We start from the raw sequence: 25,654 nt of genomic DNA, 5'->3' as shown, positions 1-25,654 counted from the left end.
CATGATCAGTGCCTATACCGGAACCGCCGTCCGCCGTGCCGAGGCCCCGCTGCTTGCGGAGGGGCGCGGAGCAGAACTTATGCAGCGTGCAGCCTACGGGCTGCACGCTGCTGCTGCGTCCGCCCTCAAAACCCGCAGGGGACGGCTCTACGGCGCCCGCCTCGTGGTGCTGGCCGGCAGCGGTAACAACGGAGGCGATGCCCTCTACGCAGCCGCCCGGCTGGCCGCGCGCGGAGTAGCGGCAGAAGCAGTGCTCACCGCGCCGACAGCGCATCCGGAGGCACTGGCCGCCTTTCGCACGCAGGGTGGTACGGTCCGGGAGCTGACCGAAGTAAACGCCGCAGAGTGTGCGGCAGCGTGTTTGGCGGCGGACGCAGTGCTGGACGGGGTCCTGGGCACCGGAGGATCCGGCGGACTGCGGAGCCCGGTCCGGGCGCTTGCCGAAGAGCTCAACGCCGCACGGGAGCGGGGTGCCGGCCCGCTGGTAATTGCCTGCGACCTGCCCAGCGGTGTGGACGCAGACACCGGGCGGATGCCGGGAACCTGCCTGCACGCTGATATGACAGTGACCTTCGGCGCGGTCAAAACCGGGCTCCTGGCCGGCCCCGGCGCCGTGGCCGCCGGATCCATCCATTGCATCGACATCGGCCTCGGAGACTACCTTGGCACCCCGGACGCCTACCGGCTGCAGGAGGCGGAGCTGGCCCGTATCCTGCCGGTCCCGGACCGGGCTGACCACAAATACAGCCGCGGTGTCCTTGGCATCGCCGCAGGTTCCTCCGCTTACCCCGGCGCGGCGCTGATGGCCACCGGCGCAGCCCTGGCGACCGGCGTCGGAATGGTCCGCTATCTGGGCCCGGAGGGTGTGGCCCGGCTGATCAACCTGGCCCATCCGGAAGCTGTGTGCAGCACCGGCACGGTCAACGGAACCCATGTCCAGGCCTGGCTTGCCGGGCCGGGAGCCGGGGATGACGAAGAGCAGCGTCGCCGCGCCGTGGACGCCATGGCTTCGGGCCTGCCCGCAGTGATCGACGCCGACGCAGTGGCCGCCGCGGGTCCGGGACTTCATCCCGCCGTCGTGCTGACCCCCCATGCCGGGGAACTCACCGCCCTGCTCCGCAGCATGGGGGAGGAGGTCTCACGCACCGATATTGAGGGCGACCCGGTCCGCTTTGCCCGGCTCGCTGCCCAACGCACCGGTGCCACCGTCCTGCTCAAGGGCTGGGCCACGCTGGCAGCAGCGCCCACCGGAGAGCTGTACAGCCAGGCCGAGGCAACACCGTGGCTGGCGACGGCGGGCAGCGGCGACACGCTCTCGGGCATCCTTGGCGCCCTGCTCGCCACGGACCGCACGCCTGCGGACCGGCGCGGACCCGGTCATTACGCCCGTCTGGCCGCAGCAGCTGCGAGCCTGCACGGCCGGGCCGGCAGCCTCGCAGCAGCCGCCGGCCCGGTGGCCCCATCCCGCCTTGACCCGCAGATCCGATCGCTTGTCGCGGAATTCACCGCCCATCCGGGGCCGGGAATTCAAGTAAGCTCCAAGTCTGGGGTAGAAAAGTAAGCAGACATATCAATTTGGTGTTGTCACTGAACTAGTCAGGAGCTCTACATGGAAGTTTGGCCGGGAGATGCCTATCCGCTGGGTGCAACCTACGACGGAAACGGCACTAACTTCGCGCTCTACAGCGAAGTGGCGGACTCCGTAACGCTGTGTCTGTTCGATGAGGACGGCAATGAGGAACAGATCCGCCTGAGCGAGGTGGATGGATACGTCTGGCACTGTTACCTGCCGCAGGTTATGCCGGGGCAGAAATACGGGTTCCGTGTCGACGGACCGAATGATCCCGAGAACGGGAACCGGTGCAACCCCAACAAGCTGCTGCTGGACCCGTATGCCAAGGCCGTGGCCGGGGAAATCGACTGGGACCAGGCGCTGTTTGGCTACAACTTCGGTGACGAAAACTCACGCAATGACGAGGATTCGGCACCGCACATGATGATGGGCGTGGTGATCAACCCGTTCTTCGACTGGGACGGGGACCGGAAGCCCAAGACCCCGTACCACCAGTCAGTGATCTACGAGGCCCACGTCAAGGGCCTGACGGAACTGCACCCCGACGTTCCGGAAGAGCAGCGCGGCACGTACGCCGGCGTCGCACACCCCTCGGTGATCGCCCATCTGCAGAAACTGGGCATCACCGCGATTGAACTTATGCCGGTCCACCAGTTCGTGAATGACTCGACCCTGCAGGAGAAGGGGCTGTCCAACTACTGGGGTTACAACACCATCGGCTTCTTCGCACCGCACAACGTCTACAGCGCCACGGGCGACCACGGGCAGCAGGTCCAGGAATTCAAGGCAATGGTGCGCGCACTGCACCTTGCGGGCATCGAAGTGATTCTGGACGTGGTTTACAACCACACGGCCGAGGGCAACCACCTGGGCCCCACCCTCTCCTTCCGCGGTATCGACAACGCGTCCTACTACCGTCTGGTGGACGATGACAAGCGGTACTACATGGACTACACCGGCACCGGCAACTCGCTGAATGTCGGCAACCCGCACTCCCTGCAGCTGATCATGGACTCGCTGCGGTACTGGGTGACGGAAATGCACGTTGACGGTTTCCGCTTCGACCTCGCCTCCACTCTGGCCCGCGAGTTCTACGATGTGGACAAGCTGTCCACGTTCTTCGAACTGGTGCAGCAGGACCCGGTAGTTTCCCAGGTGAAGCTGATTGCCGAGCCCTGGGACATCGGACCCGGCGGCTACCAGGTGGGCAACTTCCCGCCCCAGTGGACCGAGTGGAACGGCAAGTACCGCGACACGGTCCGCGACTTCTGGCGCGGCGAGCCATCCACCCTTGGCGAATTCGCCTCCCGCATCACCGGGTCCGCCGACCTCTACGAGTCCTCGGCCCGCCGGCCCGTTGCCTCCATCAACTTCGTTACCGCCCACGACGGTTTCACGCTGCAAGACCTGGTGTCCTACAACGAGAAACACAACGAAGCCAACGGTGAGGACAACAACGACGGCGAGTCCCACAACCGGTCCTGGAACTGTGGAGCCGAGGGACCCACCGACGATCCCAACGTGCTCTCCCTGCGCGCCCGGCAGCAGAGAAACTTCCTTGCCACGCTGCTGCTCTCCCAGGGCGTGCCCATGATCGCGCACGGCGACGAGCTGGGCCGGACCCAGCAGGGCAACAACAACACCTATGCCCAGGACTCCGAGCTGAGCTGGATCAACTGGGATTCCATGGACGCCCCGCTCATGGAGTTCACTGCTGCGGTCAACACGCTGCGCGCCGAACATCCCACGTTCCGCCGGCGCCGCTTCTTCGACGGACGGCCCGTGCGGCGCGGCGAGGGCGAAGCGCTGCCGGACATCGTCTGGCTCACCGAGGACGGCACCCCCATGTCTCCGGATGACTGGGACACCCCGGTCAGCCGGTCCCTGGGCGTGTTCCTCAACGGGCAGGGAATCCGCGGCAAGGACGCCCGCGGACAGCGGATCACCGACGCGAACTTCCTGCTCTACTTCAACGCGCACGACGAGGCCGTGAAGGTCACCGTCCCGGCCAAGGAGTACGCCCCCATGTGGGATGTAGTCATTGACACTGCCGGTGAATATGCTGATGCGGACCCGGTACCGGCGGACAGCCAGCTGAGTGTGGCTGCCAAATCCATGGCGGTGCTGCGGGCCCATGCCGAAGAAGAGGAACACGACCACTCCGTGGCCGCTTCGCTCGCGGCACTGGCCGGGTCGAAGGCACAGCAGAACCCCGGGACGGCCGAATGAGGACCCCGCTGTCCACGTACCGCCTGCAGATCCGCCCGTCGTTCACCCTCCACGACGCCGCCGCCCTGGTCCCGTACCTGGCGGACCTCGGCGTGGACTGGGTCTACCTCTCGCCGATCCTGACAGCGGAGGAGGGCTCCGACCACGGCTACGACGTGGTTGACCCCTCCGCCGTCGATCCGGCCAGGGGCGGAGCTGACGGGCTCAAGGCACTCTCGGAGGCCGCCCACGCAGCCGGGATGGGGGTGCTGGTGGACATTGTGCCCAACCACATGGGCGTCGCCACGCCTGCCCGGAACAAATGGTGGTGGTCGGTACTCGAACACGGCCGCGGCTCCCGGTACGCGGAGGCCTTCGACATTGACTGGGAAGCGGGTGGCGGAAAGCTGCGCCTTCCCGTCCTGGGCGACGGCGACAACGAACTGGAGCAGCTCAAGCTGGTCAACGGTGAGTTGCACTACTACGAGAACCGCTACCCGGTGGCTCCCGGCACGGCGCGGGACGGGGATTCGGCACAGGAGGTCCACGCACGTCAGCACTATGAACTGGTGAACTGGCGGCGGGCCGACAGCGAGCTGAACTACCGCCGGTTCTTCGGCGTCAACACCCTGGCAGGCATCCGCGTGGAGGAGCCCTGGGTGTTCGACGAGGCCCACGCCGAGATCCGACGGTGGTTCGACGAGTCGCTCGTGGACGGACTGCGGATCGACCACCCGGACGGACTCGCGGACCCCAAGGGCTACCTCGCCCGGCTGCGGGAACTTACCGGCGGCGCCTACATCCTGGTTGAAAAGATTCTGGAACCGGGAGAGTCCCTGCCCCGGGACTGGGAAACCGAAGGCACCACAGGCTACGACGCGCTCGCCGACGTCGACCGTCTCTTCACCGACCCGGCCGGCGAGGAGACACTCACCGCCCTCGTGCCTACCGAGCCCTACGCCGACATGATCCACGGCACCAAGCGCGGCATCGCGGATCAGCTGCTGAACTCGGAGGTGCAGCGGCTGGTGCGGCTCCTGCCCGCGGACTCAGGGCTGGATCCGGCAACCGCAGCGGACGCCCTGGCGGAGCTGCTGGCCTGCTTCCCGGTCTACCGCAGCTACTTGCCCGAGGGGAGTGAATACCTCACGGACGCCGTGGTTGCCGCGACCGTTCGTCGGCCGGACCTTGCCGGTGCCCTGCACATCCTGCACCGGCTGCTGAACCCGCTGCCGGCAGGGGAGACGTCCACTGTCCCGCTGGCTGACCTCGGAGAACTCGCGGTCCGGTTCCAGCAGACCTCCGGGATGGTGATGGCGAAAGGCGTGGAGGACACCGCGTTCTACCGCTACTCACGCCTGACCTCCCTGAACGAAGTGGGTGCCGATCCGGCGCACTTCGCCGTCACGCCGTTTGAGCTGCATGCCAGGCTGCTTCGGCGGCAGCTGGAACAGCCCGCCGCCATGACAGCCCTGACCACGCATGACACCAAGCGCAGCGAAGACACCCGCGCCCGGATTTCCGTTCTCTCGGAAATCCCCGACGAGTGGGCAGCCGCCTTCGGGAAACTGCAGGCACTGGCGCCCATGGGTGACGAGCCGATGGCGAACCTGCTCTGGCAGGCCGTCATCGGCGCCTGGCCGCTCAGCCGGGACCGTGCACATGCGTACGCGGAAAAAGCCTCACGGGAGGCATCTGCCAGCACCACCTGGACGGCCCCCGACGCAGCGTTCGAAGCCCGGATGCACGCCGCGATCGACGCCGCGTTTGACGACGCCGAGGTGAATACCCTGGTTACCTCCCTGGTGGAGCGGATCCGCACCGCGGGATACTCCAACTCGCTCTCGGCCAAGCTGCTGCAACTGACCATGCCCGGCGTTCCGGATGTCTACCAGGGCACGGAATTCTGGGACCGGTCCCTCGTGGACCCGGACAACCGGCGCGAGGTGGACTTCCAGCGCCGCCGGGACGTGGCGGCGTCGTTCGCCGGAACCGGAGCCCCGGAAGTTGATGAGGACGCAGCGGCAAAACTGCTGATCACCACCCGCGCGCTCCAGCTCAAGCGCGGCCGGCCCGAGCTCTTCAGCGGCTACGTTCCCGTCACAGCGGAGGGCCCGGCAGCCCGGCACCTTTTCGGTTTTGACCGCGGCGGAGCAGTGACCCTGGTGACCCGCCTCCCGGTGGGGCTGCAGGTGCAGGGCGGCTGGCAGGAAACCGGTGTGTTGCTGCCCGCGGGAACCTACCGCGACGTCATTACGGGAACTACCCATACAAGCGACGGCCGGGTGGCCGTCGCAGATCTGTTCGGCAGCTACCCGGTGGCGCTGCTGGTTCGGGAGGACGGCGAGTGAGGACGAACTTCGATGTGTGGGCTCCCAAAGCCAACACCATGACCCTGCTGGCGGACGGGCGCCGCCTGTCCATGAGCCGGGGTGAGAACGGCTGGTGGCACGCCCAGCATGCCGAGCTGCTCGAGGACATTGACTACGGCTATCTCATTGACGACGCCGGGACTCCGGTGCCTGATCCGCGCTCCCGCCGGCAGCCGGCGGGCGTGCATGAGCTGTCCCGGACGTTTGACCCGGAGCTCTTCGACTGGCAGGACGGGGACTGGGTGTCTCCGGGGCTCGACGGCGGGGCCATCTACGAGATGCATGTTGGCACCTTCACCCCCGAGGGAACCCTGGATGCAGCCATCGAGCGGCTGGGCTACCTGGCGGAGCTGGGCGTGCGGTACGTGGAGCTGCTTCCGGTGAACTCCTTCAACGGGACACACAACTGGGGCTACGACGGCGTGCTGTGGTATTCCGTGCAGGAAACCTACGGCGGGCCCGAGGCCTACCAGCGCTTTGTCGACGCCGCGCACCGGGCGGGCCTGGGCGTTATCCAGGACGTGGTCTATAACCACCTTGGTCCCAGCGGCAACTACCTGCCCATGTTCGGCCCCTACCTCACGGAAGGGAAAGCCAACACCTGGGGGGATTCGGTGAACCTGGACGGACCGCTGTCGGACACCGTTCGCGAGTACATCGTGGAGAACGTGCTGATGTGGTTCCGCGACTACCACGTGGACGGGCTGCGCCTGGACGCCGTCCACGCACTGCACGACGAACGGGCGGTGCACATCCTCGAAGAGATTGCTGCCGCCACCGATGAGTGCGCGGAAACACTCGGCAAACCGCTGTTCCTGATTGCCGAATCCGACCTGAACAACCCCCGGCTGATCACGCCGCGGAACGTGAACGGCTACGGCCTGGCCGGGCAGTGGTCCGATGACTTCCATCACGCCGCGCACACCAACCTCACCGGGGAAAACGGGGGCTACTACGAGGACTTCGATTCCGTCGAAGCCCTGGCGAAGGTGCTGCAGGAAGGCTTCTTCCACAACGGCACCTTTTCATCCTTCCGCGGACGAACCCACGGACGGCCCATCGACAAGGACCGGGTTTCCGCCCGGCAGCTGGTGGTCTGCACCCAGAACCATGACCAGATCGGCAACCGGGCGGCAGGGGACCGGCTCAGCGCGAGCCTGGACTACCCGCAGCTGGCGCTGGCGGCCGTGCTGAACCTGACGTCGCCGTTTACGCCCATGATCTTTATGGGCGAGGAATTCGGGGCGTCCACTCCCTGGCAGTTCTTTACCTCGCATCCGGAACCTGAGCTGGGCAAGGCGACGGCGGAAGGACGGCTGCGGGAATTCGAACGGATGGGATGGGATCCGGACACCGTACCGAATCCGCAGGACCCGCAGACCTTCGCCAATTCGAAGCTGGACTGGTCCGAAGCTGAAGGTGATGGCCACGGCCGGCTGCTGGGGTTGTACCGGCAACTCCTGGACCTGCGCCGGAACCGTCCGGACCTGACCGACCCGGATATGGACGCTACGAGTGTGGACTTCGACGAGGTGGGACGCTGGCTGGTGTTCCGGCGCGGAGACACCGCCGTGGCGCTGAACTTCGCCGATACGGCGCGGGAAGTTCCGGTTCCCCTGGGTACAGCAGCGCAGGTCCTGCTTGAGACGGGCCCGTCGGAGCTTTACGGCGACGCACTGCAGCTGCCCGGCTACGGCGCTGCAGTGCTGGGCGCAGCAGGGAACTGACGGCCTGCGGGCACCGGCGCACTACACCGGATCCGTGGGCCGGCGGTGCGGGGCAAAAGCCCTGCGCCGCCGGCCTTCGCCGTATCGGGCTCCTGCGGTGTCCCCGGGCGCGTGCTGCCCGGCGGCCTGCCTGGCCTTCGGGAACCGCCAGGGCGTGTTGAGGAACGTGGCCAGTCCGCTAGTCCATAGCATGAGGCCATGGACAAGGTGGTGTGGTGGGAAGTCGAGACGACAGATCCGGAGCTTTTTCAGCAGTTCCACGCGGCGCTCTCAGGCTGGTCTTTTGAGCCTGCCTTCGAGGACACGGAGCTCGGAGCGGACTACTGGATCATCAAGGCAGGCGATCGCGGAATAGGCGGGCTTCAGCGGGCGGACCCGTCGGCACCTCCTCCGTCTGCAGGACCGCGGTTGTATGTGGCGGTCGATGACCTTGAGGCAGGGCTCGACCGTGTTGCAGCGCTCGGCGGCCTGGTAGAGCGATCCCGGGTTGCTTTGGGTGGCGCCGATCGGTGGTTCGGCATTTTTCGAGATCCAACCGGGGTGTCCTTCGGCATGTGGACCGGGCACGCAACACGGCCCTAGCGCCCCGGAACCGCGGCGAGCAGCTCAGCGGCATGGACCTTGACGGCTGCACGGAAACCGGGGTGGCCGGCCACCGGGGGCGGGAACACCGCGGAGAGGTCCAGGAGCCTGTCGACAAGCCCGGATTCCGGGCCGGCAGCCTGTGCGGCCAGGGTTTCCCGTAACGGGTCCTCCAGCGGCAGCACGGAACCGTGGACATTCCGCTGCCGGTAAACGAACACCATCCACGCGGCCACCAGCCGGGCCAGGGCCTCCGGAACCGTACCCAGAGCCAACAGGTCCGCCACCGTCGCCAGGGCGCGGACCGGAAGCTTCTGGGAACCGTCCATGGCCACCTGGAGTGTGGTGTGGCCGAGGGCCGGATTACGGAACCGGGCCAGGATGGAAGCCGAGTATTCCTGCAGGTCCACCCCCGGGGGCGGAACCAGGGTGCGGATGGCCTCCGCCTGCAGCGCGGACGCGTCAGCGGCGAGGTCCTCATCCGCTGCCGCGTCGGCGATGGTGGCATGGCCCTTCAGTGCACCCAGGTATGCCAGCAGTGAGTGGGTGCCGTTGAGCAGGCGCAGCTTCGCTGCTTCGAAGGGGGCCACGTCAGGGGTCAGGACCGCCCCGGCCAGTTCCCAGGCCGGGCGGGCGGCGGCGAAGGCATCCTCCAGAATCCACTGGCCGAAGGGCTCCGCCACCACGAGTGCCTCGTCCCGGAGCCCGAGTATGCCACTGCCCAGCTGCCGGTCTGCTTCCGTGGCTGCCGGGACAATCCGGTCCACCATGGTGGAGGGGAACGCCACCGATTCCTGCAGCCAGGCACAAAAGCCGGTGCCCCCGGCTTCCGCGAGCTCCGTGACCAGTGTTCGCGTCAGGGCACCGTTGCTGATGAGGTTGTCGCAGGACACCACGCTGAGCGGGGCACCCGATGAGCGGTAGCGTGCAAACAGGCCGCGTGCCAGCAGGCCCAGCGGGGTGCGGGCGGCGACGTCGGAGGACGCCGGGCGCTGCCGGCTGTCAGCAGCAAGGGCGGCCCGGTCCGCTGCCACGCCGTCGGCCATGGCCAGATGTCCTGAGGCATCCCGGGGATAGCCCTTCTCCGTCACCGTCAGGGTCAGCACCCGGGTGTCCGGTTCTGCCAGTGCCCGGAGCAGCAGTGGTGTGTCACGGCCGGGAAACACAGCGCCGCGCAGCGATCCGATGATCCGAAGTGATGCATCTGCCGCACTGCCCGCACCGGGCTGCGCTTTCGTCAGCACCGTGTACAGCCCGTCCTGCGGTTTCAGCGTGTCGGCCACCCGGGCGCTCCTGCCGGTCACACCCAGGATTCCCCAGCCGGTGTCGCCGGTGGCAGCGGCAGCGTCTTCGGTGTACACCGCCTGGTGTGCCCGGTGGAAGGCCCCCAGCCCCAGATGGACCATTCCGGTCCGCAGGCTGCCCGGATCCACCGCGGGACCGAGCGCGGAACCGCATCCGGCGGACGCAAGGGACGCCCGGCTCAACCGCGGAGCCGCTTTCCCGGCAGGAGGGATCTGCGGGCCGGTCTCAGTCCACATCTTCACGCACCTGGGAAACCAGCTGCGTGGGATTCACGAACCGGAGCGCAACCACCAGGAGCACCATCATCATGAGCATGTAAATCACGGCCATGGCGTCCACCGACTGCTGTGCCCGGATGCCGGCCCCCGTCATCGCCGTGAAGAGTGCCACCACCAGGGTGTCGGAACTTGAATTGGAGGTGAGGAAGGTCAGTTCAAACATTCCGACGGTGCGCACCAGGACCAGCACAGCCGCGGCCAGCACCCCCGGAATCAGCAGCGGTGCAAGGATCCGGGTAAACAACCGTGTCATATTGGCTCCGCACATGCGCGCGGCGGACTCGATGGACGGGTTGATCTGTTCAATGAACGGCGTCATGGTCAGGATGACGAACGGTACCGAAGGCACCAGGTTGGCCAGGATGACCCCGGTCAGGCCAGGTGCCAGATGGTAGTAGGTCAGCAGTGTCGCCAGCGGAATGCCGTACGTGATCGGCGGCATCATGATCGGCAGGAGGAAGACCAGCATGACTATGTTCTTGCCGGGGAAACTGCGCCGGGCAAGGACATAGGAGGCGGGCGCACCGATGAGGACCGAAATGCCGACGACGGCCACGGCGACAATCACGGTGGTGCTGACCACCTGGGTGAGATCGTACTGCTGCCAGGCTTCCCCGTACCAGGCGGTTGTATAGCCGGAGGGGAACCAGGAGTCGAACCACTGGCCGGCGAAGGAGTTCACCACCACGGAGGCGACAACGCCGAAAAGGAGAATCAGGAACAGGGCCATGCCGCCCCAGACCAGGAACGTTCCGGGGGTGGCCTTCAACTGCCGCCGTCCGGGCTCCGGTACCGGCGGTGCCTCGGTGTCCTTGAGGGTGGTTGCGCTCATCAGCCTTTGCCTCCGGTGCTTCCCTTGTACATCCGGGACCGCCACAGCAGCACCAGGATAATGACGAGTAGTTCCACCGCACCCATGACAATTGCGGCGGCAGATGCCAGGGGATAGTCGAACTGCTGCCCCCAGGCGTTGTAGGCAACGTAGGCGATCACCCGGGTGGAGCCGGACGGGTCACCCACCAGGATGGCCGACGGAAAAACGCTGAAGGCCAGGACAAAGGTCAGGCAGAAGGTGATGGCCAGGCCGGGAGCCAGGAGCGGCAGCGTGATCTTCCGGAACCTCTGCTTCCAATCCGCGCCCAGCGTCTGTGCGGCGGCCTCCAATGAGGGGTCGATTCCGGAGAGGTAGGAGAGGATCAGCAGGAAGGCGAAAGGAAACCCCGAGATGATCAGGGACCACAGCACTCCCCAGTAGTTCTGCACCAGGTCCAGGGGACCGAAACCGAAAATCTCCAGGAACCGGTTGAGCCAGCCGCGCTGGCCGAAGAAGTTCAGCAGCCCTTCGGCCGTCAGCACGGTGCCGAGGGTAATCGGAATGACCAGAACGGTGGTCAGCGCCCGCTTGCCGCGGAACTTTCCCCGCATCTTGTAGGCGATGGGAATTGAGGCGGCAACGTTAAAGACGGCGGCCGGGACTGCGAGCTTCAGCGTGATCCAGATGGATTCCAGTCCCCGCATGGAGGGATCCGTGAAGAACTTGACGTAGGCGCCGAACAGGCCGCCTTCACGCGGCTGGAAGGACAGCCCGAGGCCGTAGACAAACGGATACACAAACAGCACCAGGGCGAACAGCAGGGCCGGCACCAGCAGCAGGAGCAGCCGGTCAATGCCGCGCTCGGCAAGCCGGTGGGAGAGTGCGGGGCGGGTTCCGGGTTTTTCCGGGGCGGCGCTGCGGGACCTCCCGGGCGCCTGGGTCATGGCGTGGCCTCCTGCAGCTCCGGGACGGGCGCCGCAGCCGTCAGGGCTGAAGCAAAAACAAGGACCCGTTCGTGGGGCGCCGAGACCGTGATCCGCTGCCCTGCTTCGGCCGTGCGGTGGGTCCGGATGTGGAGTGCCTGGCCGGTGTCGGTCCGGGCTTCGACCGCGAATTCCCGGCCCTGGTATTCGACCACTTCGACCACCGCTTCGAGCCGGGTATGGCCGGCGTCCGGGCCGCTAGCATCGGTGATTTCGAAGTCCTCGGGGCGGATCCCCACTTTCACTGCGTCTCCCGGGGCAAGCGGATCCCGGGTGGCGCCGGTGATGCCCGTGCCCGCTACGGAGACAGTGGCCATGCCGCCGCGCGTATGCTCCACGACGCCGTCGAGCAGGTTCCGGTACCCCATGAAGTCGGCAACGTGCCAGTTGGCGGGGTGCTCATGCAGGTCCTGGGGCGTGCCCACCTGCTGGACTTCGCCCTGGCGCAGCACCACCAGGCGGTCAGCGAGGGACAGTGCTTCCTCCTGGTCATGGGTGACGTAGATCGTGGTCAGGCCGAGGGACTGGTGCAGGCGGCGGATTTCGGTCCGCATCTCCAGCCGGAGCTTCGCATCCAGGTTCGAGAGCGGTTCATCCATCAGCACCAGCGGGGGACGCAGCACTACGGCGCGCGCGATGGCGACCCGCTGCTGCTGTCCGCCGGACATCTGCCCGGGGAGTTTCCTGGCATGCGGGCCGAGCTGGACCAGCTCGATGGCCTCCGCCACCCTGGTTTTGATCTCGGCCCGGGGGATCCTGCGCATTTCCAGCCCGAACGCGATGTTTTTCTCCACGCTCAGGTGCGGAAACAACGCATAGTTCTGGAATACCATGCCGAAGCCCCGTTTTTCCGGCACCAACCGGTCTATTTGGCGGCCGTCCATGAGGATGCGTCCGCCGGTGAGGGGCAGCAGCCCGGCCAGGCAGTTCAGCGCCGTGGACTTTCCGCAGCCGGAGGGTCCGAGCAGGGCGATAAATTCGCCGCTGCGGATATTCAGGTTCAGGTCGCTCAGAGCCGCCTGTCCGCCGAAATTCCTGGCGACGTGCTCGAGCTCCAGTGTCTTGAAGGAAGTTGCCTGGATGCTCATTTCTTTTCTTCGATCTTTCCGCTCGCCACGTCGGTATCCCAGGTGTTAAAGGCCGTGACCAGATCCTCGGCACTGATCGGGGTTGCCTTGGGGTTGTCCTCAATGAGGGCGTCGTATTCAGGACGGCCGAATTTGGCGATGACGTCCTGGCTGCTCTGCGGGGCCATGTCCAGGGTCACGCCTTCAACGGCCGGACCCGGGTAGAAATAGCCGCTGTCATAGGTTTTCGCCTGCTGCTCAGGGGTCAGGGCATACTGCAGGACCTGCAGGATGGCCGACATCTTGTCCGCAGACACGCCCTTGGGGACAACCGCGTACTGGGCATCTGTCACCCAGGTAAAGCCTTCCAGCGCCTGCACCTCGAAGTTGGCCGGCACCTGCTCAAGTGCCCTCGGATTGATGTCCCAGCCGGTGGTGGTCAGTGCCATGTCCCAGGTCCCGTTTTTCAGGTTGTTCATGGTGACGCCGGTGCCGGTGGGGTAGGAGCTGATGTTCTGGTTCAGCTGCTGGAGGTAGTCCCACGTTTTCGTCCAGCCGTTCGCCGGGTCCTTGGGATCGTCGTCGCCAAGGATGTAGGGCAGCCCCATCAGGAAGGTGCGGCCGGGACCTGAGTTTGCCGGGCGCGCGTACCCGAACCGGCCGGGATTCTCCTGGGTCCAGGTCAGCAGTTCCTCGGCCGTGGTGGGCGGGTTGGGAACCTTCTCGGGGTTGTACTCCAACAGCGGACCCGAGGGGTAGTACGTCAGGGCCACCCCCTTGTCCTCGGCCAGTTTCTGCATTTCCGCTGCAGGCTCCTGGTAGTTGTCCATATTCGAGAGCCGGTCCTTGTAGTCCGCGGCGATGGGGACAAAGAGATCCTCGCTGATCCCTGCGGACAGGCCGTCGGTTCCGGTGAGCACCAGGTCAATCTGCAGGTTCCCTGCCTGCTGCTGGGCCTTGACCTTCCCCGCCATATCCGGTGCACCCGCAGTTTCCCACGTAACTCCCGAGACAACATCGGGGTGCTCGCTGACAAAGGAGTCGAAGATCCCTTCGGTCAGCTGTTTGTTGCCGGCAACGTCGAGAATGTTCAGCGTCACCGCCTCTGACGGGGCATCGGGAACGTCGCTCGTGGCGAGCTCTTCCCCGCCGGCATTTCCTCCGGGCGCCCCGCAGGCTGCTGCGAGCATCGCAGTCGCCGCGAAGACTGAAACCATCTGCAATTTCTTACTGTTTCGCATTGCTTGACCTTTCATTGAGTCCTGCGTCTTCGCGGGACGTGAGGGGCACTGCTGAACGGTGGGGAACGGATGTTGAATCGCGGATCATCAGGTGGATGGGCAGGGCCTCGGGCGGCAGATCCCGGCGTTCGGGAAGAATGCGGTCGATCAGCGCGTCCACGGCCGCGGTTCCGACCTTGCGCAGGGGAGCGCGGACGGTAGTGAGCGCCGGCGAGACCAGGGTGGCGGCGCTGACGTCATCGATGCCCACCACGCTCATCTGCTCCGGTACGCGTATGCCCCGCGCCTGCAGGCGCGAGAGGATGCCAAGTGCCATGAGGTCGTTGTAGGCCAGCACCGCGGTTGCGCCCGACGCCGCCGCCAGGTCAGCTGCGGAGAGTCCGCCGTCGAAAACCGGCGGGAAGGAGCCGATGCTGACCACCTCAAGCCCCGGCAGATCGGTGAGGGCCAGGCGGATGCCGTTCCGACGCTGGCTGTCCGACCACGACGTCGCCGGTCCGCCGGCGTAGGACACCGTACGGTGCCCCAGGGCGTAAAGGTGTCCCAGCGCCTGGCGGACAATCTCGGTGTCATCGACAGTGATGCTGTCCACCTGCGGCAGCCGCCGGTTGATCAGCACCATGGTGGTGTCCCGGGCGATCTGCCCGAGATCCTCATCCGACATGCGCGGAGAGCAGAGAATCAGCCCGTCGACCTGGGAGGCCAGTTTCCGTACGAGCTCGATTTCCGCACGCACGTCCTCGTCCGAGTCCGCCACGAAAACGGCGTAGCCCTCGCTGAGGGCCCGGCCCTGCACACCCTTGGTGACTGAGGCGAAGTACGGGTTTTCCAGATCCGGCACCACCAGGCCGAAGTTGCTGGTGCGTCCGGTGATCAGGCCGCGTGCGGAGGTGTTCACGCTGTACCCGAGCTGGGCTGCGGCGGCGAGGATGCGGTCGCGGGTGTGCGGGGCGACCAGGTTCGATGCTGAGAGGGCACGTGAAACCGTTGATGCGGAGACGCTGGCCAGTCTCGCTACATCCCTGACAGTTACCGCACCCGCCATTGCAGGACCCGCCTCACCTCGTTGTCGCGGCCACCGGAGTGTGGCGTACACCACACAATGCAATCGTTTGCAAACCGTGTCAATACTTTCGCCGTTCGGATTTTCCAAAGCTGATTCGCTCCCGGAAAGGCCTTGCCTTCTCAGGCATTCACCCGCATATTGGAGTGCACCAGGCCGTGCAGGGCGTGGCATTTGTTGCAAACGTCGTGTTTCAAAGGAGAGGCATCAACGTGACTGAACAGCGCACCGCCTGGCAGCTGGACCCGGATCGGGCCCTGCCGGCCGAGCCCGGCGTCCGGGCCCTGGCCCGCGAAATCTACGCCTCCACCGCCGCACTGCCCATTGTGTCGATGCACGGGCACGTGGACGTGGACCTGCTGGTGCAGGACGAGCCCTTTGCCAATCCCGCCGAGATGTTCGTGATCCCGGACCACTACCTCGTGCGTATGCTCGTCTCGCAGGGGGAAAGCCCCGCAGCACTGGGTATCCCCACACAGGACGGATCCCCGTACGAGACGGATCCCCGCGAGGTCTGGCGCCGGTTCTGCCGCAACTGGAAACTCTTCCGGGGAACCCCCACCCGCTACTGGCTGGAACACGAACTGGCGGTGGTCTTCGAGGCTCCTGCACCTCCCTCGGAGGAAACCGCCGACGGGCTTTACGATTTTCTTCTTGACCGGCTGGCCCGGGACGAGTCCCGCCCCAGGGCGCTGCTGGACCGCTTCAACGTGGAACTGCTGGCCACCACCGACTCTGCCGCCTCCGGCCTTGCAGGGCACCGGAAGCTTGCAGAGCAGGAAGGGCGCCAGCGGATCCTGCCCACGTTCCGTCCCGATGACCTGCTGCACATCCGCAGGCCCGGCTGGGCGGCCGACGTCCGCCGGCTCTCGGAAGTCTCCGGCATCGAAGCGGGGGATTACGACTCGTTCCTGCTGGCCCTGCGGCAACGCCGGGCAGCGTTCCTGCAGGCGGGTGCCAGGGCCACGGACCACGGACATCTCAGCGCGTCGGCCGAGCCGTTGGATCCGGCCGACGCCCGGAGCATCTTTGCCGCCGCGCTGCGCGGTGAGTCCGATGCGGCGGCAGCCGAAGCCTTCGCCGGCGGAATGCTGTATGAAATGGCGCGCATGTCCGCCGAGGACGGGTTGGTGATGCAGCTGCATCCGGGGGTGCTGCGCAACCACAGCAGTGCCGTCCGCAGCCGCTATGGAACCGACAAGGGGTTCGATATTCCGGTGCGGGTGGAATTCACCCGTGCGCTGCAGCCCCTGCTGAACAGCTTCGGCATGGATCCGGGTTTCCGGATGATTGTCTTCACGACTGACGAAACGGTGTACTCCCGGGAGCTGGCGCCCCTGGCCGGCGCCTATCCCGCCCTGCGGCTTGGTGCGCCCTGGTGGTTCCTGGACAGCCCCGAACAGATGCGCCGGTTCCGCGAATCGGCGGTGGAGACCGCGGGCTTTTACAACACCAGCGGTTTCGTTGACGACACCCGTGCGCTGGCGTCCATCCCCGCCCGGCATGACCTGGCCCGAAGGATCGATGCGGGTTTCCTGGCCCGTCTGGTCGCGGAAGGCAGGCTGGCGGCGGCAGAGGCCGTGGAGACCGGAATAGACCTCGCCTACAACCTTCCGTTGCAGTCCTACGCGCCCCGGCCCTGAAAACCGCGACCGGGCGCACGGTTTCATCCCGCTCAGTTCCACCCCTACCGGCGCCACACCTGTCAGCCACCCCTACCGGCACCGCCCCTATCAGCACCACCCCTACCAAGGAGAGACCATGGCAATCCGCTCGGCAGAAGTGCTGGTCACCAGCCCCGGCCGCAACTTCGTCACGCTCAGGCTGACCACCGATTCCGGGGTGGTCGGGCTGGGCGATGCCACCGTCAACGGCCGTGAACTGGCGGTGGCCGCCTACCTGAAGGAACACGTGGTGCCGCTGCTGATCGGCCGGGATGAACGCCGGATCGAGGACACCTGGCAGTACCTGTACCGCGGGGCGTACTGGCGCCGCGGCCCGATCACCATGGCAGCGATTGCCGCCGTCGACGTCGCGCTCTGGGACATCCTGGCCAAGGAGGCCGGGCTGCCGCTCTACCGGCTGCTGGGCGGGGCGTCACGCACGGGCTGCCTGGCCTACGGCCATGCCTCGGGCAGCGACCGGGATTCACTCTTCACCTCCATCCGCAATCACCTGGACCAGGGCTTCCGGGCCATCCGGGTCCAGACGGGAGTCCCCGGACTGGGCCAGATCTACGGGGTCGCCGCGGACCAGCGGCCCGGACAGCGCTACGACTACGAACCAGCGCTGCGGGCTCCGCTGCCCGCCGAGGAAGCCTGGGACACGCGGGCGTATCTTCGCCACATTCCCCAGGTCTTCGCCGATGTCCGGGCTGAGTTCGGTCCGGAACTGGTCCTGCTGCATGACGGCCATCACCGGATGACCCCCAACCAGGCTGCCGGGCTCGGAAAGTCGCTGGAACCCTATGACCTGTTCTGGCTGGAGGACTGCACACCGGGGGAAAACCAGGAGGCGCTGCGCCGCGTGCGCTCGCAGACCACGGTTCCGCTGGCCATCGGGGAAGTGTTCAACAGTGTGTACGACTATCAGACACTCATTACCGAGCAGCTGATTGACTATGTCCGCTCGGCCGTCACCCACACCGGCGGCATCACCGCGCTGCGGAAGCTGATGGACTTCGCGGCCGTTTACTCGATCAAATCCGGGTTCCACGGACCCACGGATATTTCCCCGGTGGGCCAGGCCGCCCAGCTGCACCTGGGCCTGGCGCTGCACAACTTCGGGATCCAGGAGTACATGAAACACTCCGAGGACACCCTGCGCGTCTTCCGCACCGGCTACAGCTTCAGGGACGGGCTCCTGCACCCCGGGGAGGCTCCGGGACTGGGCGTGGATTACGACGACGAGGCCGCCAAATCCTTTGACTACACACCTGCGTACCTGCCGGTCAACCGGCTGCTGGACGGGACGGTGCACGACTGGTGAGCAGCCTTCCCGGAGCGCCGGCGGGCAGTACCGCCGAGCCGCACAGCGAAAGCCCGCACAGCGACAGCCCGCACAGCGAAAACCCGCAGAGCGGACCCGCACGGCACACCGCCGTGCTGCGCCTCGCTGACGGGGACGAAGTAGGCGTAGCCCTGCGCCTGCTCCCGGCAGGGGAGCCGGTGGAGGGGCCCGGAGGGTCCGTCCTGGTTCCCGCCGCCAACATTCCGCAGGGGCACAAGTTGGCGCTGGCGGATATCGCCGCGGGAGACCGGGTACACAAATACGGGCAGGTCATTGGGCAGGCCACCACACCGATTACCGCCGGAGACCATGTCCACAGCCACAACCTGGCGATGGCAGAAGCCGGGCAGGACATTGAGTTCGGCACGGCACGCTTCCAGCCGCCGGCGCCGGACGGTCCGCGGCCGGTCTTCCAGGGCTACCGACGGCGCAACGGGCGTGCCGGGACGCGGAATTACATCGGAATCCTGACCTCCGTCAACTGCTCCGCGAGCACCGCCCGGATGATCGCGGACCAGTTCCGCGGCCCGGTCCTTGATGCCTTCCCCAATATCGACGGCGTGATGGCACTGACGCATTCCTCCGGCTGCGGCCTGGTGGCTGGCAGTGAAGGTGCAGAGATTCTCTTCCGGACCCTGTCCGGCTATTCCCACCATCCGAACTTCGCCGGACTGCTGGTGGTGGGGCTGGGCTGCGAAATGCTGCAGGCCGACCGCCTGATCGATGCGGAGATATCCGCCGAGCTGGTTGAGCGGCTGGTCATCCAGGAATCCGGCGGGGTGCGGGCATCGGTACGTGCCGGCGTGGAGGCAGTCCGGCGCATGCTGCCGGTGCTGAACGAATGCCGGCGCGAACCGATCGATGTCTCGGAGCTGGTCCTGGGGATGAACTGCGGCGGATCGGACGGCTACTCCGGCATCACCGCCAATCCGGCACTGGGCGTGGCCTCGGACCGGCTGGTCGGCTGGGGCGGCACTTCCGTCCTGGCTGAAACACCGGAAGTTTTCGGTGCGGAACACCTCCTTGCCGCCCGGGCGGTAACCCGCACTGTGGGGGAGCGGCTGCTGGACCGGCTGGGCTGGTGGCAGGAGTACGCGCTCCGCGGCGGAGGCAGCCTGGACAATAACCCGTCGCCGGGCAACAAGGCGGGCGGACTGACCACCATCCTGGAAAAGTCGCTGGGCGCCGTTGCCAAGGCAGGCCGTGCCGAGCTCACCGATGTCATTGGCTATGCGGACCGGATCCGCGGGCCCGGGCTCGTTTTTATGGATACACCGGGCTATGACCCGGTATCCGTCACCGGAATTGTGGCTGGCGGGGCCACGGTGGTGTGTTTCACCACCGGACGCGGTTCGGTGCTGGGCTGCCGCCCGGTGCCCAGCATCAAACTGGGCACCAACACGGAGCTGTACCGCCGGATGGCGGAAGACATCGACATCAACTGCGGCGAAATCATTGACGGCGGAACCGACCTGCAGGAGATGGGGGAGCGGATCTTCCACCGGATCCTGGCCACCGCCTCGGGCCGGCAGACCGTGAGTGAGGAACTGGAACTCGGAGAGGATGAGTTTGTCCCGTGGCAGCTGGGAGCCGTGACATGAGCGGACCCGCACGCAGCGCCGCGTGGGGCACGGTGGCATTATGGGGGCCATGACTTATGAAGCTGCGGAAAACCGATACGATTCCATGCCGTACCGCCGGGTTGGCGAGAGCGGGCTGAAACTGCCGGCCGTCTCGCTGGGGCTCTGGCACAACTTTGGCGACGACAAGGACTTTGACACCCAGCGGGCCATTCTTCGCCGTGCCTTCGACCTGGGCGTCACGCACTTTGACCTGGCCAACAACTACGGACCGCCCTACGGTTCCGCGGAAACCAACTTCGGCCGCCACCTGCGCGATGACTTCCGCCCGTACCGGGACCAGCTGGTGATCTCCAGCAAGGCGGGCTATGACATGTGGCCGGGCCCCTACGGCAACTGGGGATCGCGCAAGTACCTGCTCTCCAGCCTGGACCAGTCACTGGAACGCATGGGGCTGGATTACGTGGACATCTTCTACAGCCACCGTCCGGACCCGGACACCCCGCTGGAGGAAACCATGGGGGCCCTGGATACCGCCGTACGCTCCGGCCGTGCCCTGTACGCGGGTATTTCCTCCTATTCGCCGGAGAAGACGCTCGAGGCGGCACGGATCCTGCGGGAGATGGGCACCCCGCTGCTGATCCACCAGCCCTCCTACTCCATGCTCAACCGCTGGGTGGAACAGGGGGACCCCAACCTCTTCGCGGCGCTGCGTGAGGTCGGCGCGGGATCCATCGCGTTCTCACCGCTGGCCCAGGGCCTGCTCACCAACAAGTACCTGGGCGGGGTGCCGGATAATTCCCGGGCCGCCGCCGGCAAGTCGCTGGACCCCTCGCAGCTGTCGGATCAGAACCTGGAGCGGGTTCGGGGGCTGAACAGCATTGCGGAATCCCGGGGCCAGACCCTGGCGCAGATGGCCATCGCCTGGGTCCTGCGTACTCAGCCGGACGGCTCCGCCATCACCTCCGCCCTGATCGGAGCCTCCAGCGTCAAGCAGCTGGAGGACTCCCTGGCCGCCGTGAACAACCTCGAATTCAGCGACGACGAGCTGCGCCGGATCGACGACTACGCAGTGGATTCCAAGATCAACCTGTGGGCCGCCGCCCTCGAGGCGTAGTGGAGGGACTGCACATCCGGGAGGCCCGGCCGGGAGACTGGCCGGGCCTCTGGGCCATCATGGAACCGGTGCTTCGGTCCGGGGAGACCTACTGCTGGGACACCACCGCTTCGGAGGACGCAGCACGGCCCCTCTGGCTGGAGCCTGCCCCGGCCGTCGTGTTCGTCGCTGAACTGGACGGAACCGTAGCGGGCACGGCCCAGCTGCACCCAAACCGCCCCGGCAACGGCAGCCACGTGGCCAACGCGTCGTTTATGACCGGGACGGCGTTCACCGGACGCGGCATCGCCCGTGCGCTTGCCGAGCATGTGCTGGCCGAGGCAGCCCGCCGCGGTTACCGGTCCATGCAGTTCAACGCCGTGGTGGAAACCAACACCCGGGCAGTGCGGTTGTGGCAGTCGCTGGGTTTCCGGATCCTCGCCACCGTGCCGGAGGCATTCCGGCACCCGCGGCACGGCCTGACCGGACTGCACATCATGCACCGTTCGCTGACAGAGGGTGAAACGGCGCCGGACCGGGACGGCGAAAGCGTGCGGGAGTGAAAGAATAGGGACGTGAACTACCCTGAATTCCCTTCCCCGGCAGAACGTGCCGCCGTCATCGACCTGGCCGCCATCCGGCACAACGTCCGCCACCTCTCCCACATTGTCAGTCCCGCCCGGGTCATGGCCGTGGTGAAGGCGGATGCCTACGGTCACGGTGCCGTGCAGACCGCCCGGGCCGCACTTGAGGCAGGCGCAGCCTGGCTGGGAGTGGCACACATCAGCGAGGCGCTGGAACTGCGTGCCGCCGGAATTACCGCGCCGGTGCTCGCCTGGCTGCACACGCACCAGACGAAGTTCGACGAAGCCATCCGGGAGAACATCGACGTCGGAGTATCCGGCTGGGACCTGGACGCGGTGGTGGCTGCCGCCCGCGAACTGGAAATCCCGGCACGGGTGCACCTGAAAATCGACACCGGCCTGGGCCGCAACGGCTGCCCGGAGGAACTCTGGGAAGCCTTCGTGGGCCGTGCGCTGGCCTACCAGGAAGAGGGACTGCTGCGGGTGGTGGGCATCTTTTCCCACTTCGCCGTGGCTGACGAACCGCACCGGCCGGAAACCGATCAGCAGCTGGAGAAGTTCCGCATCGCCGTCGCCGTGGCCGAGGACGCCGGTGTGGACCGCGAGGTGCGGCACATTGCCAATACCCCGGGCGCCCTCTCCCGCCCCGACGCCCATTTCGACCTGGTCCGAATCGGGCTGGGCATGTACGGCCTGTCTCCGTTTGCCGGACAGACCCCGGCCGAGCTGGGACTGCGCCCGGCCATGACGCTGAAAACAACCATCTCCGCCTGCAAGGAGGTCCCCGCCGGGCAGGGAGTCTCCTACGGGCTGCACTACCGCACCCAGGAACCCACCACGCTGGCCCTGGTGCCGCTGGGCTACGCCGACGGCGTCCCCCGCGTAGCCACCGGCGGTCCCGTCCAGGTGGACGGGCAGGTGTATCCGGTGGTCGGACGGATCGCCATGGACCAGATGGTCATTGACCTGGGCCGCACCGGCATCGCCGGTACCGAGGATTCCCTGGTCGGCAGGGAAGCGGTTCTCTTCGGCGGCGAAGGCCTGCCCGGGGTGGACGAATGGGCTTCGGCCGCCGGCAGCATCAATTATGAAATCATCACCCGGATCAGTGAGCGGGTTTCCCGCACCTACATCGACAGCGCCGCAGGAACCGCCGAAGCATCCGGAACCGGGCCCATTGCGCTGGAAGCCGTCCCCGAAGCGCCGTCCGGTGAAGTGCCGTCCGGTGTAGCGCCGTCCGGTGACGTGCCGGGCGGAACCGCGGAAGCAAACGGGGCCGAGGCGGTCCGGGCACAGTGACGCAGTCTGCACAGTGGGAAGCTGAATACCGGACCCGCGGAGCCGAAGAGACCAAGACCCTGGCCGCCCGTCTTGCCCGGACCCTCCGCCGCGGGGATCTGGTGCTGCTCACCGGGGAACTGGGTGCGGGTAAAACCACCTTCACCCAGGGCCTGGGCGAAGGCCTCGGAGTGCGGCCCGGGATCATCTCGCCCACCTTCGTGCTGGTTCGGGAACACCCCAACCTCGGCGACGGTCCGGACCTGGTCCATGTGGACGCCTACCGGCTGGCCTCCGAAGGCGAAGTTGATGATATTGATCTCGAAGCGTCGATGGACCGCGCCGTCACCGTGGTCGAGTGGGGCCACGGCCTGGTGGAACACCTGGCGGACAGCCGGCTGGAGATAACCCTTGTCCGGGAGGTCGGAGGGGATCGCCCCCTGGCCGCCGGGACCGCGCCGGGGACCGACTTTTCAGACGACGACGCCGATGAGGAGCGCGTCCTCCGGCTCGCCGGCTACGGTCCGCGCTGGCAGGACGCACCGGACCTGCGCTGAGGGGGCAGGCCGGGTCCCGCACCACGGGCACCACGGCACGCGCCGTAGAATGGAAACCGTGCTTATCCTCTCCATTGATACCTCCGCCATAGCCAGCGCGGCACTGCTCACCGGGGAGGGGGAAGTAATTGCGTCCTTCGCCACCGAAGACACCCGCTCCCACGCCGAGGTCCTCGCGCCGGGCATCGCCGGGCTGCTGGCCGGGGCAGGCGTGACCGGTGCGGACCTTGATGCCGTGGTGACCGGTGTCGGCCCCGGGCCGTTCACCGGCCTGCGCGCCGGCATCGCGACCGCCCGCACCTTGGCTTTCGCCTGGGACAAGCCGCTGCACGGGGTCATGAGCCTGGACGCCATAGCCGTGGATGCGGCCCTGGACGCCTGGCGGCTGGGGATTGACGAGTTTGCCGTCGCCACCGATGCCCGGCGCAAGGAGGTCTACTGGGCTGCCTACCGCAGCACCGGCGGGACACCCGAGCTTCTCGACGGTCCGCATGTCTCTGATCCGGCGCAGGTTCCGGCCCTGCCGGTCTACGGCGCCGGTGCGGGCCTTTACCCGGAGGTCCTGCACGCCGTAAAGGATTTCGCCAACGCCCAGCCCACCGCTGAGGCCCTCGGCCGCACCGCGGCCGCCCGCCTGGTGCGTGGCCTGCCGCTGTTGCCCAGCACCCCGCTGTACCTGCGCGAATCCGATGCCAAGGTCCCGGGCCCCCGGAAGCGTGCCCTGTGAGCAACACGGCCATCTCCATCCGTCCCATGACCACCGAGGACATCCCCGCGGTGGATGCTTTGGAGCGCAGGCTTTTTCCCGTCGACGCGTGGCCGCTGCAGATGTTCCACGATGAACTCGCCCAGACGGACACCCGCTCCTACTACGTGGCGGAAGATCCGGCGGGCACGGTAATCGGCTACGCCGGCCTCATGTGTGTCCTGCCCATCGCGGACGTCCAGACCATCGCGGTTGTGCCCGAAAATGAGGGATCCGGCATCGGTTCCCGGCTGCTGGCCATACTCGTGGAGGAGGCGAAACAGCGCGGCGCCGAAGACGTGCTGCTGGAGGTGCGGGATGACAATCCCCGTGCCCAGCGGCTGTACCGCTGGTTCGGCTTCGAACAGATCCACATCCGCCCGCGCTACTACCGCGACGGCGCTTCCGCACTCATCATGCGCCTGCCGCTGGCCGCCTGGACCGGGGCGCCCGGCCCCGCAGCATCCGAACAACAGCAAAAGGACAGCAAATGAACCGCACCGACCCGCTGGTGCTTGGCATCGAATCCTCCTGCGATGAGACCGGCGTCGGCATTGTCCGGGGCACGCAGCTGCTGACCAACACGGTGTCCTCCTCCATGGAGGAACATGTGCGGTTTGGCGGGGTGATCCCGGAAATCGCCTCCCGCGCCCATCTTGATGCCGTGGTGCCGGCCCTGCAGGCGGCCCTGGCCGATGCGGGCGTCAGCCTCGCGGACCTGGACGCCATCGCCGTCACCTCCGGGCCCGGGCTCTCCGGCGCGTTGATGGTGGGCGTCAGCGCCGCAAAGGCACTGGCCCTGGCCACCGGCAAGCCGCTGTACGCGATCAACCATTTGGTGGCGCACGTGGGAGTGGGCGTGCTCGACGGCGGCGCGCTGCCGGATAACCTCGGTGCGCTGCTGGTCTCCGGCGGACACACGGAAATCCTGCGCGTTGCCTCCCTCACCAGTGATGTTGAACTGCTTGGCTCCACCATTGACGACGCCGCGGGCGAGGCCTATGACAAGGTGGCACGCATCCTGGGGCTGGGCTACCCGGGCGGGCCGGCCATTGACCGGCTGGCCCGTGAAGGGAACCCGAAAGCCATCCGCTTCCCGCGCGGCCTGACCCAGCCCAAGTACATGGGCACCGCCGAGGCCCCGGGCCCGCACCGCTACGACTGGTCCTTCTCCGGCCTCAAGACGGCCGTGGCCCGCTGCGTGGAGCAGTACGAGGCCGCCGGGCAGGAGCTGCCGGTGGCGGACATCGCCGCGTCCTTCCAGGAGGCAGTAGTGGACGTCATCACCGCCAAGGCCGTCCTGGCCTGCACCGAGCACGGCATCACCAATCTGCTGCTCGGCGGGGGAGTGGCGGCGAATTCCCGGCTGCGGGAGCTGACCGGGGAACGCTGCGCCGCCGCAGGAATCACGCTGCGCGTCCCGCCCATCTCCCTGTGCACGGACAACGGCGCCATGGTGGCTGCCCTGGGCGCGCAGGTGGTAATGGCCGGCGGGGAACCCTCCGGCATCGGTTTCGGCACGGACCCGTCCCTGCCCGTGACCAGCATCCATCTGGCTCCCGCCGGCGCGTAGCGTTCGCCGGCGCGTAGCG

At 66.8% G+C, this 25,654-nt stretch carries 22 protein-coding genes; 15 read left to right on the top strand and 7 right to left on the bottom strand.

All coding sequences use genetic code 11. From position 1 onward, the window contains the following. Position 1 precedes the first annotated feature (1 nt). From MUK71_RS12545 to treZ, 4 genes are read left to right on the top strand one after another with little or no spacing between them, the layout of a single operon-like run. Positions 2-1,561, top strand: coding sequence for an NAD(P)H-hydrate epimerase (locus tag MUK71_RS12545; RefSeq protein WP_227928798.1), 1,560 nt, complete (start codon positions 2-4; stop codon positions 1,559-1,561). A gap of 48 nt (positions 1,562-1,609) precedes the next feature. Beyond that, positions 1,610-3,802, top strand: a complete 2,193-nt coding sequence (glgX, locus tag MUK71_RS12540; protein ID WP_227928800.1) for a glycogen debranching protein GlgX — start codon at positions 1,610-1,612, stop codon at positions 3,800-3,802. Further along, positions 3,799-6,132, top strand: a complete 2,334-nt coding sequence (gene treY, locus MUK71_RS12535; protein ID WP_227928801.1) for a malto-oligosyltrehalose synthase — start codon at positions 3,799-3,801, stop codon at positions 6,130-6,132. The genes glgX and treY overlap by 4 nt, the downstream gene beginning before the upstream one ends. Beyond that, complete coding sequence (gene treZ / locus MUK71_RS12530) at positions 6,129-7,880, top strand: malto-oligosyltrehalose trehalohydrolase (protein WP_227928802.1); 1,752 nt, start codon at positions 6,129-6,131, stop codon at positions 7,878-7,880. Before treY ends, treZ begins: the two co-directional genes overlap by 4 nt. Positions 7,881-7,901: 21 nt before the next feature. Here treZ and MUK71_RS12525 read toward each other — a convergent pair whose 3' ends face one another. Beyond that, complete coding sequence (locus MUK71_RS12525) at positions 7,902-8,072, bottom strand: hypothetical protein (protein ID WP_227928803.1); 171 nt, start codon at positions 8,070-8,072, stop codon at positions 7,902-7,904. Positions 8,073-8,078: 6 nt separating this feature from the next. On the opposite strand from MUK71_RS12525, the gene MUK71_RS12520 reads away from it, so the two are divergent. Next, positions 8,079-8,462 carry a VOC family protein gene (locus tag MUK71_RS12520; RefSeq protein ID WP_227928804.1) on the top strand — a complete coding sequence of 128 codons (384 nt, stop codon included), beginning with the start codon at positions 8,079-8,081 and terminating at the stop codon, positions 8,460-8,462. On the opposite strand, the gene MUK71_RS12515 is transcribed toward MUK71_RS12520, so the two are convergent. From MUK71_RS12515 to MUK71_RS12490, 6 genes are read right to left on the bottom strand one after another with little or no spacing between them, the layout of a single operon-like run. After that, positions 8,459-10,003, bottom strand: a complete 1,545-nt coding sequence (locus tag MUK71_RS12515) for a mannitol dehydrogenase family protein (RefSeq protein ID WP_244802778.1) — start codon at positions 10,001-10,003, stop codon at positions 8,459-8,461. The genes MUK71_RS12520 and MUK71_RS12515 overlap by 4 nt on opposite strands. Further along, positions 9,993-10,877 carry an ABC transporter permease gene (locus tag MUK71_RS12510; protein WP_227928806.1) on the bottom strand — a complete coding sequence of 295 codons (885 nt, stop codon included), beginning with the start codon at positions 10,875-10,877 and terminating at the stop codon, positions 9,993-9,995. Before MUK71_RS12510 ends, MUK71_RS12515 begins: the two co-directional genes overlap by 11 nt. Further along, a complete protein-coding gene (locus tag MUK71_RS12505; protein WP_227928807.1) occupies positions 10,877-11,803 on the bottom strand; it encodes an ABC transporter permease in 927 nt (308 codons plus the stop codon). The genes MUK71_RS12510 and MUK71_RS12505 overlap by 1 nt, the downstream gene beginning before the upstream one ends. Continuing rightward, on the bottom strand, positions 11,800-12,930 hold the full coding sequence (locus MUK71_RS12500; RefSeq protein WP_227928808.1) for an ABC transporter ATP-binding protein: 1,131 nt from the start codon (positions 12,928-12,930) through the stop codon (positions 11,800-11,802). The genes MUK71_RS12505 and MUK71_RS12500 overlap by 4 nt, the downstream gene beginning before the upstream one ends. After that, complete coding sequence (locus tag MUK71_RS12495; RefSeq protein WP_227928809.1) at positions 12,927-14,126, bottom strand: extracellular solute-binding protein; 1,200 nt, start codon at positions 14,124-14,126, stop codon at positions 12,927-12,929. Before MUK71_RS12495 ends, MUK71_RS12500 begins: the two co-directional genes overlap by 4 nt. Before the next feature lie 10 nt (positions 14,127-14,136). Then, positions 14,137-15,195, bottom strand: coding sequence for a LacI family DNA-binding transcriptional regulator (locus MUK71_RS12490; protein WP_227903790.1), 1,059 nt, complete (start codon positions 15,193-15,195; stop codon positions 14,137-14,139). A 230-nt stretch (positions 15,196-15,425) separates the two neighbouring features. Between MUK71_RS12490 and uxaC the strand changes: the two genes are divergently transcribed. The 10 genes from uxaC (at position 15,426) to tsaD (ending at position 25,635) form a co-directional block, all read left to right on the top strand. Beyond that, positions 15,426-16,856: a glucuronate isomerase gene (gene uxaC, locus MUK71_RS12485; protein ID WP_227928810.1), complete on the top strand. Its 1,431-nt coding sequence runs from the start codon at positions 15,426-15,428 to the stop codon at positions 16,854-16,856. A 118-nt stretch (positions 16,857-16,974) separates the two neighbouring features. Further along, complete coding sequence (manD, locus tag MUK71_RS12480) at positions 16,975-18,201, top strand: D-mannonate dehydratase ManD (RefSeq protein ID WP_227928811.1); 1,227 nt, start codon at positions 16,975-16,977, stop codon at positions 18,199-18,201. Continuing rightward, a complete protein-coding gene (locus tag MUK71_RS12475; protein ID WP_227928812.1) occupies positions 18,198-19,823 on the top strand; it encodes a UxaA family hydrolase in 1,626 nt (541 codons plus the stop codon). The genes manD and MUK71_RS12475 overlap by 4 nt, the downstream gene beginning before the upstream one ends. 49 nt (positions 19,824-19,872) lie before the next feature. Further along, a complete protein-coding gene (gene mgrA / locus MUK71_RS12470) occupies positions 19,873-20,919 on the top strand; it encodes an L-glyceraldehyde 3-phosphate reductase (RefSeq protein WP_227928813.1) in 1,047 nt (348 codons plus the stop codon). Next, the gene (locus tag MUK71_RS12465) at positions 20,919-21,461 is read left to right on the top strand and encodes a GNAT family N-acetyltransferase (RefSeq protein WP_279326964.1); all 543 of its coding nucleotides are present in this window, start codon (positions 20,919-20,921) and stop codon (positions 21,459-21,461) included. Before mgrA ends, MUK71_RS12465 begins: the two co-directional genes overlap by 1 nt. Before the next feature lie 12 nt (positions 21,462-21,473). Further along, positions 21,474-22,781: an alanine racemase gene (alr, locus tag MUK71_RS12460; protein WP_227928814.1), complete on the top strand. Its 1,308-nt coding sequence runs from the start codon at positions 21,474-21,476 to the stop codon at positions 22,779-22,781. Continuing rightward, positions 22,778-23,317 carry a tRNA (adenosine(37)-N6)-threonylcarbamoyltransferase complex ATPase subunit type 1 TsaE gene (gene tsaE / locus MUK71_RS12455; RefSeq protein ID WP_227928815.1) on the top strand — a complete coding sequence of 180 codons (540 nt, stop codon included), beginning with the start codon at positions 22,778-22,780 and terminating at the stop codon, positions 23,315-23,317. Before alr ends, tsaE begins: the two co-directional genes overlap by 4 nt. A 58-nt stretch (positions 23,318-23,375) precedes the next feature. Beyond that, the gene (tsaB, locus tag MUK71_RS12450) at positions 23,376-24,044 is read left to right on the top strand and encodes a tRNA (adenosine(37)-N6)-threonylcarbamoyltransferase complex dimerization subunit type 1 TsaB (protein ID WP_227928816.1); all 669 of its coding nucleotides are present in this window, start codon (positions 23,376-23,378) and stop codon (positions 24,042-24,044) included. Positions 24,045-24,070: 26 nt separating this feature from the next. Continuing rightward, positions 24,071-24,556, top strand: coding sequence for a ribosomal protein S18-alanine N-acetyltransferase (gene rimI / locus MUK71_RS12445; protein ID WP_227928848.1), 486 nt, complete (start codon positions 24,071-24,073; stop codon positions 24,554-24,556). Beyond that, positions 24,553-25,635, top strand: coding sequence for a tRNA (adenosine(37)-N6)-threonylcarbamoyltransferase complex transferase subunit TsaD (gene tsaD / locus MUK71_RS12440; protein ID WP_227928817.1), 1,083 nt, complete (start codon positions 24,553-24,555; stop codon positions 25,633-25,635). The genes rimI and tsaD overlap by 4 nt, the downstream gene beginning before the upstream one ends. Positions 25,636-25,654: the final 19 nt, after the last annotated feature.

Source organism: Arthrobacter zhangbolii, assembly GCF_022869865.1.
Lineage (GTDB): Bacteria > Actinomycetota > Actinomycetes > Actinomycetales > Micrococcaceae > Arthrobacter_B > Arthrobacter_B zhangbolii.
Note: the sequence above shows the minus strand (reverse complement) of the source record. Positions and strands in the feature narration are given on the sequence as shown.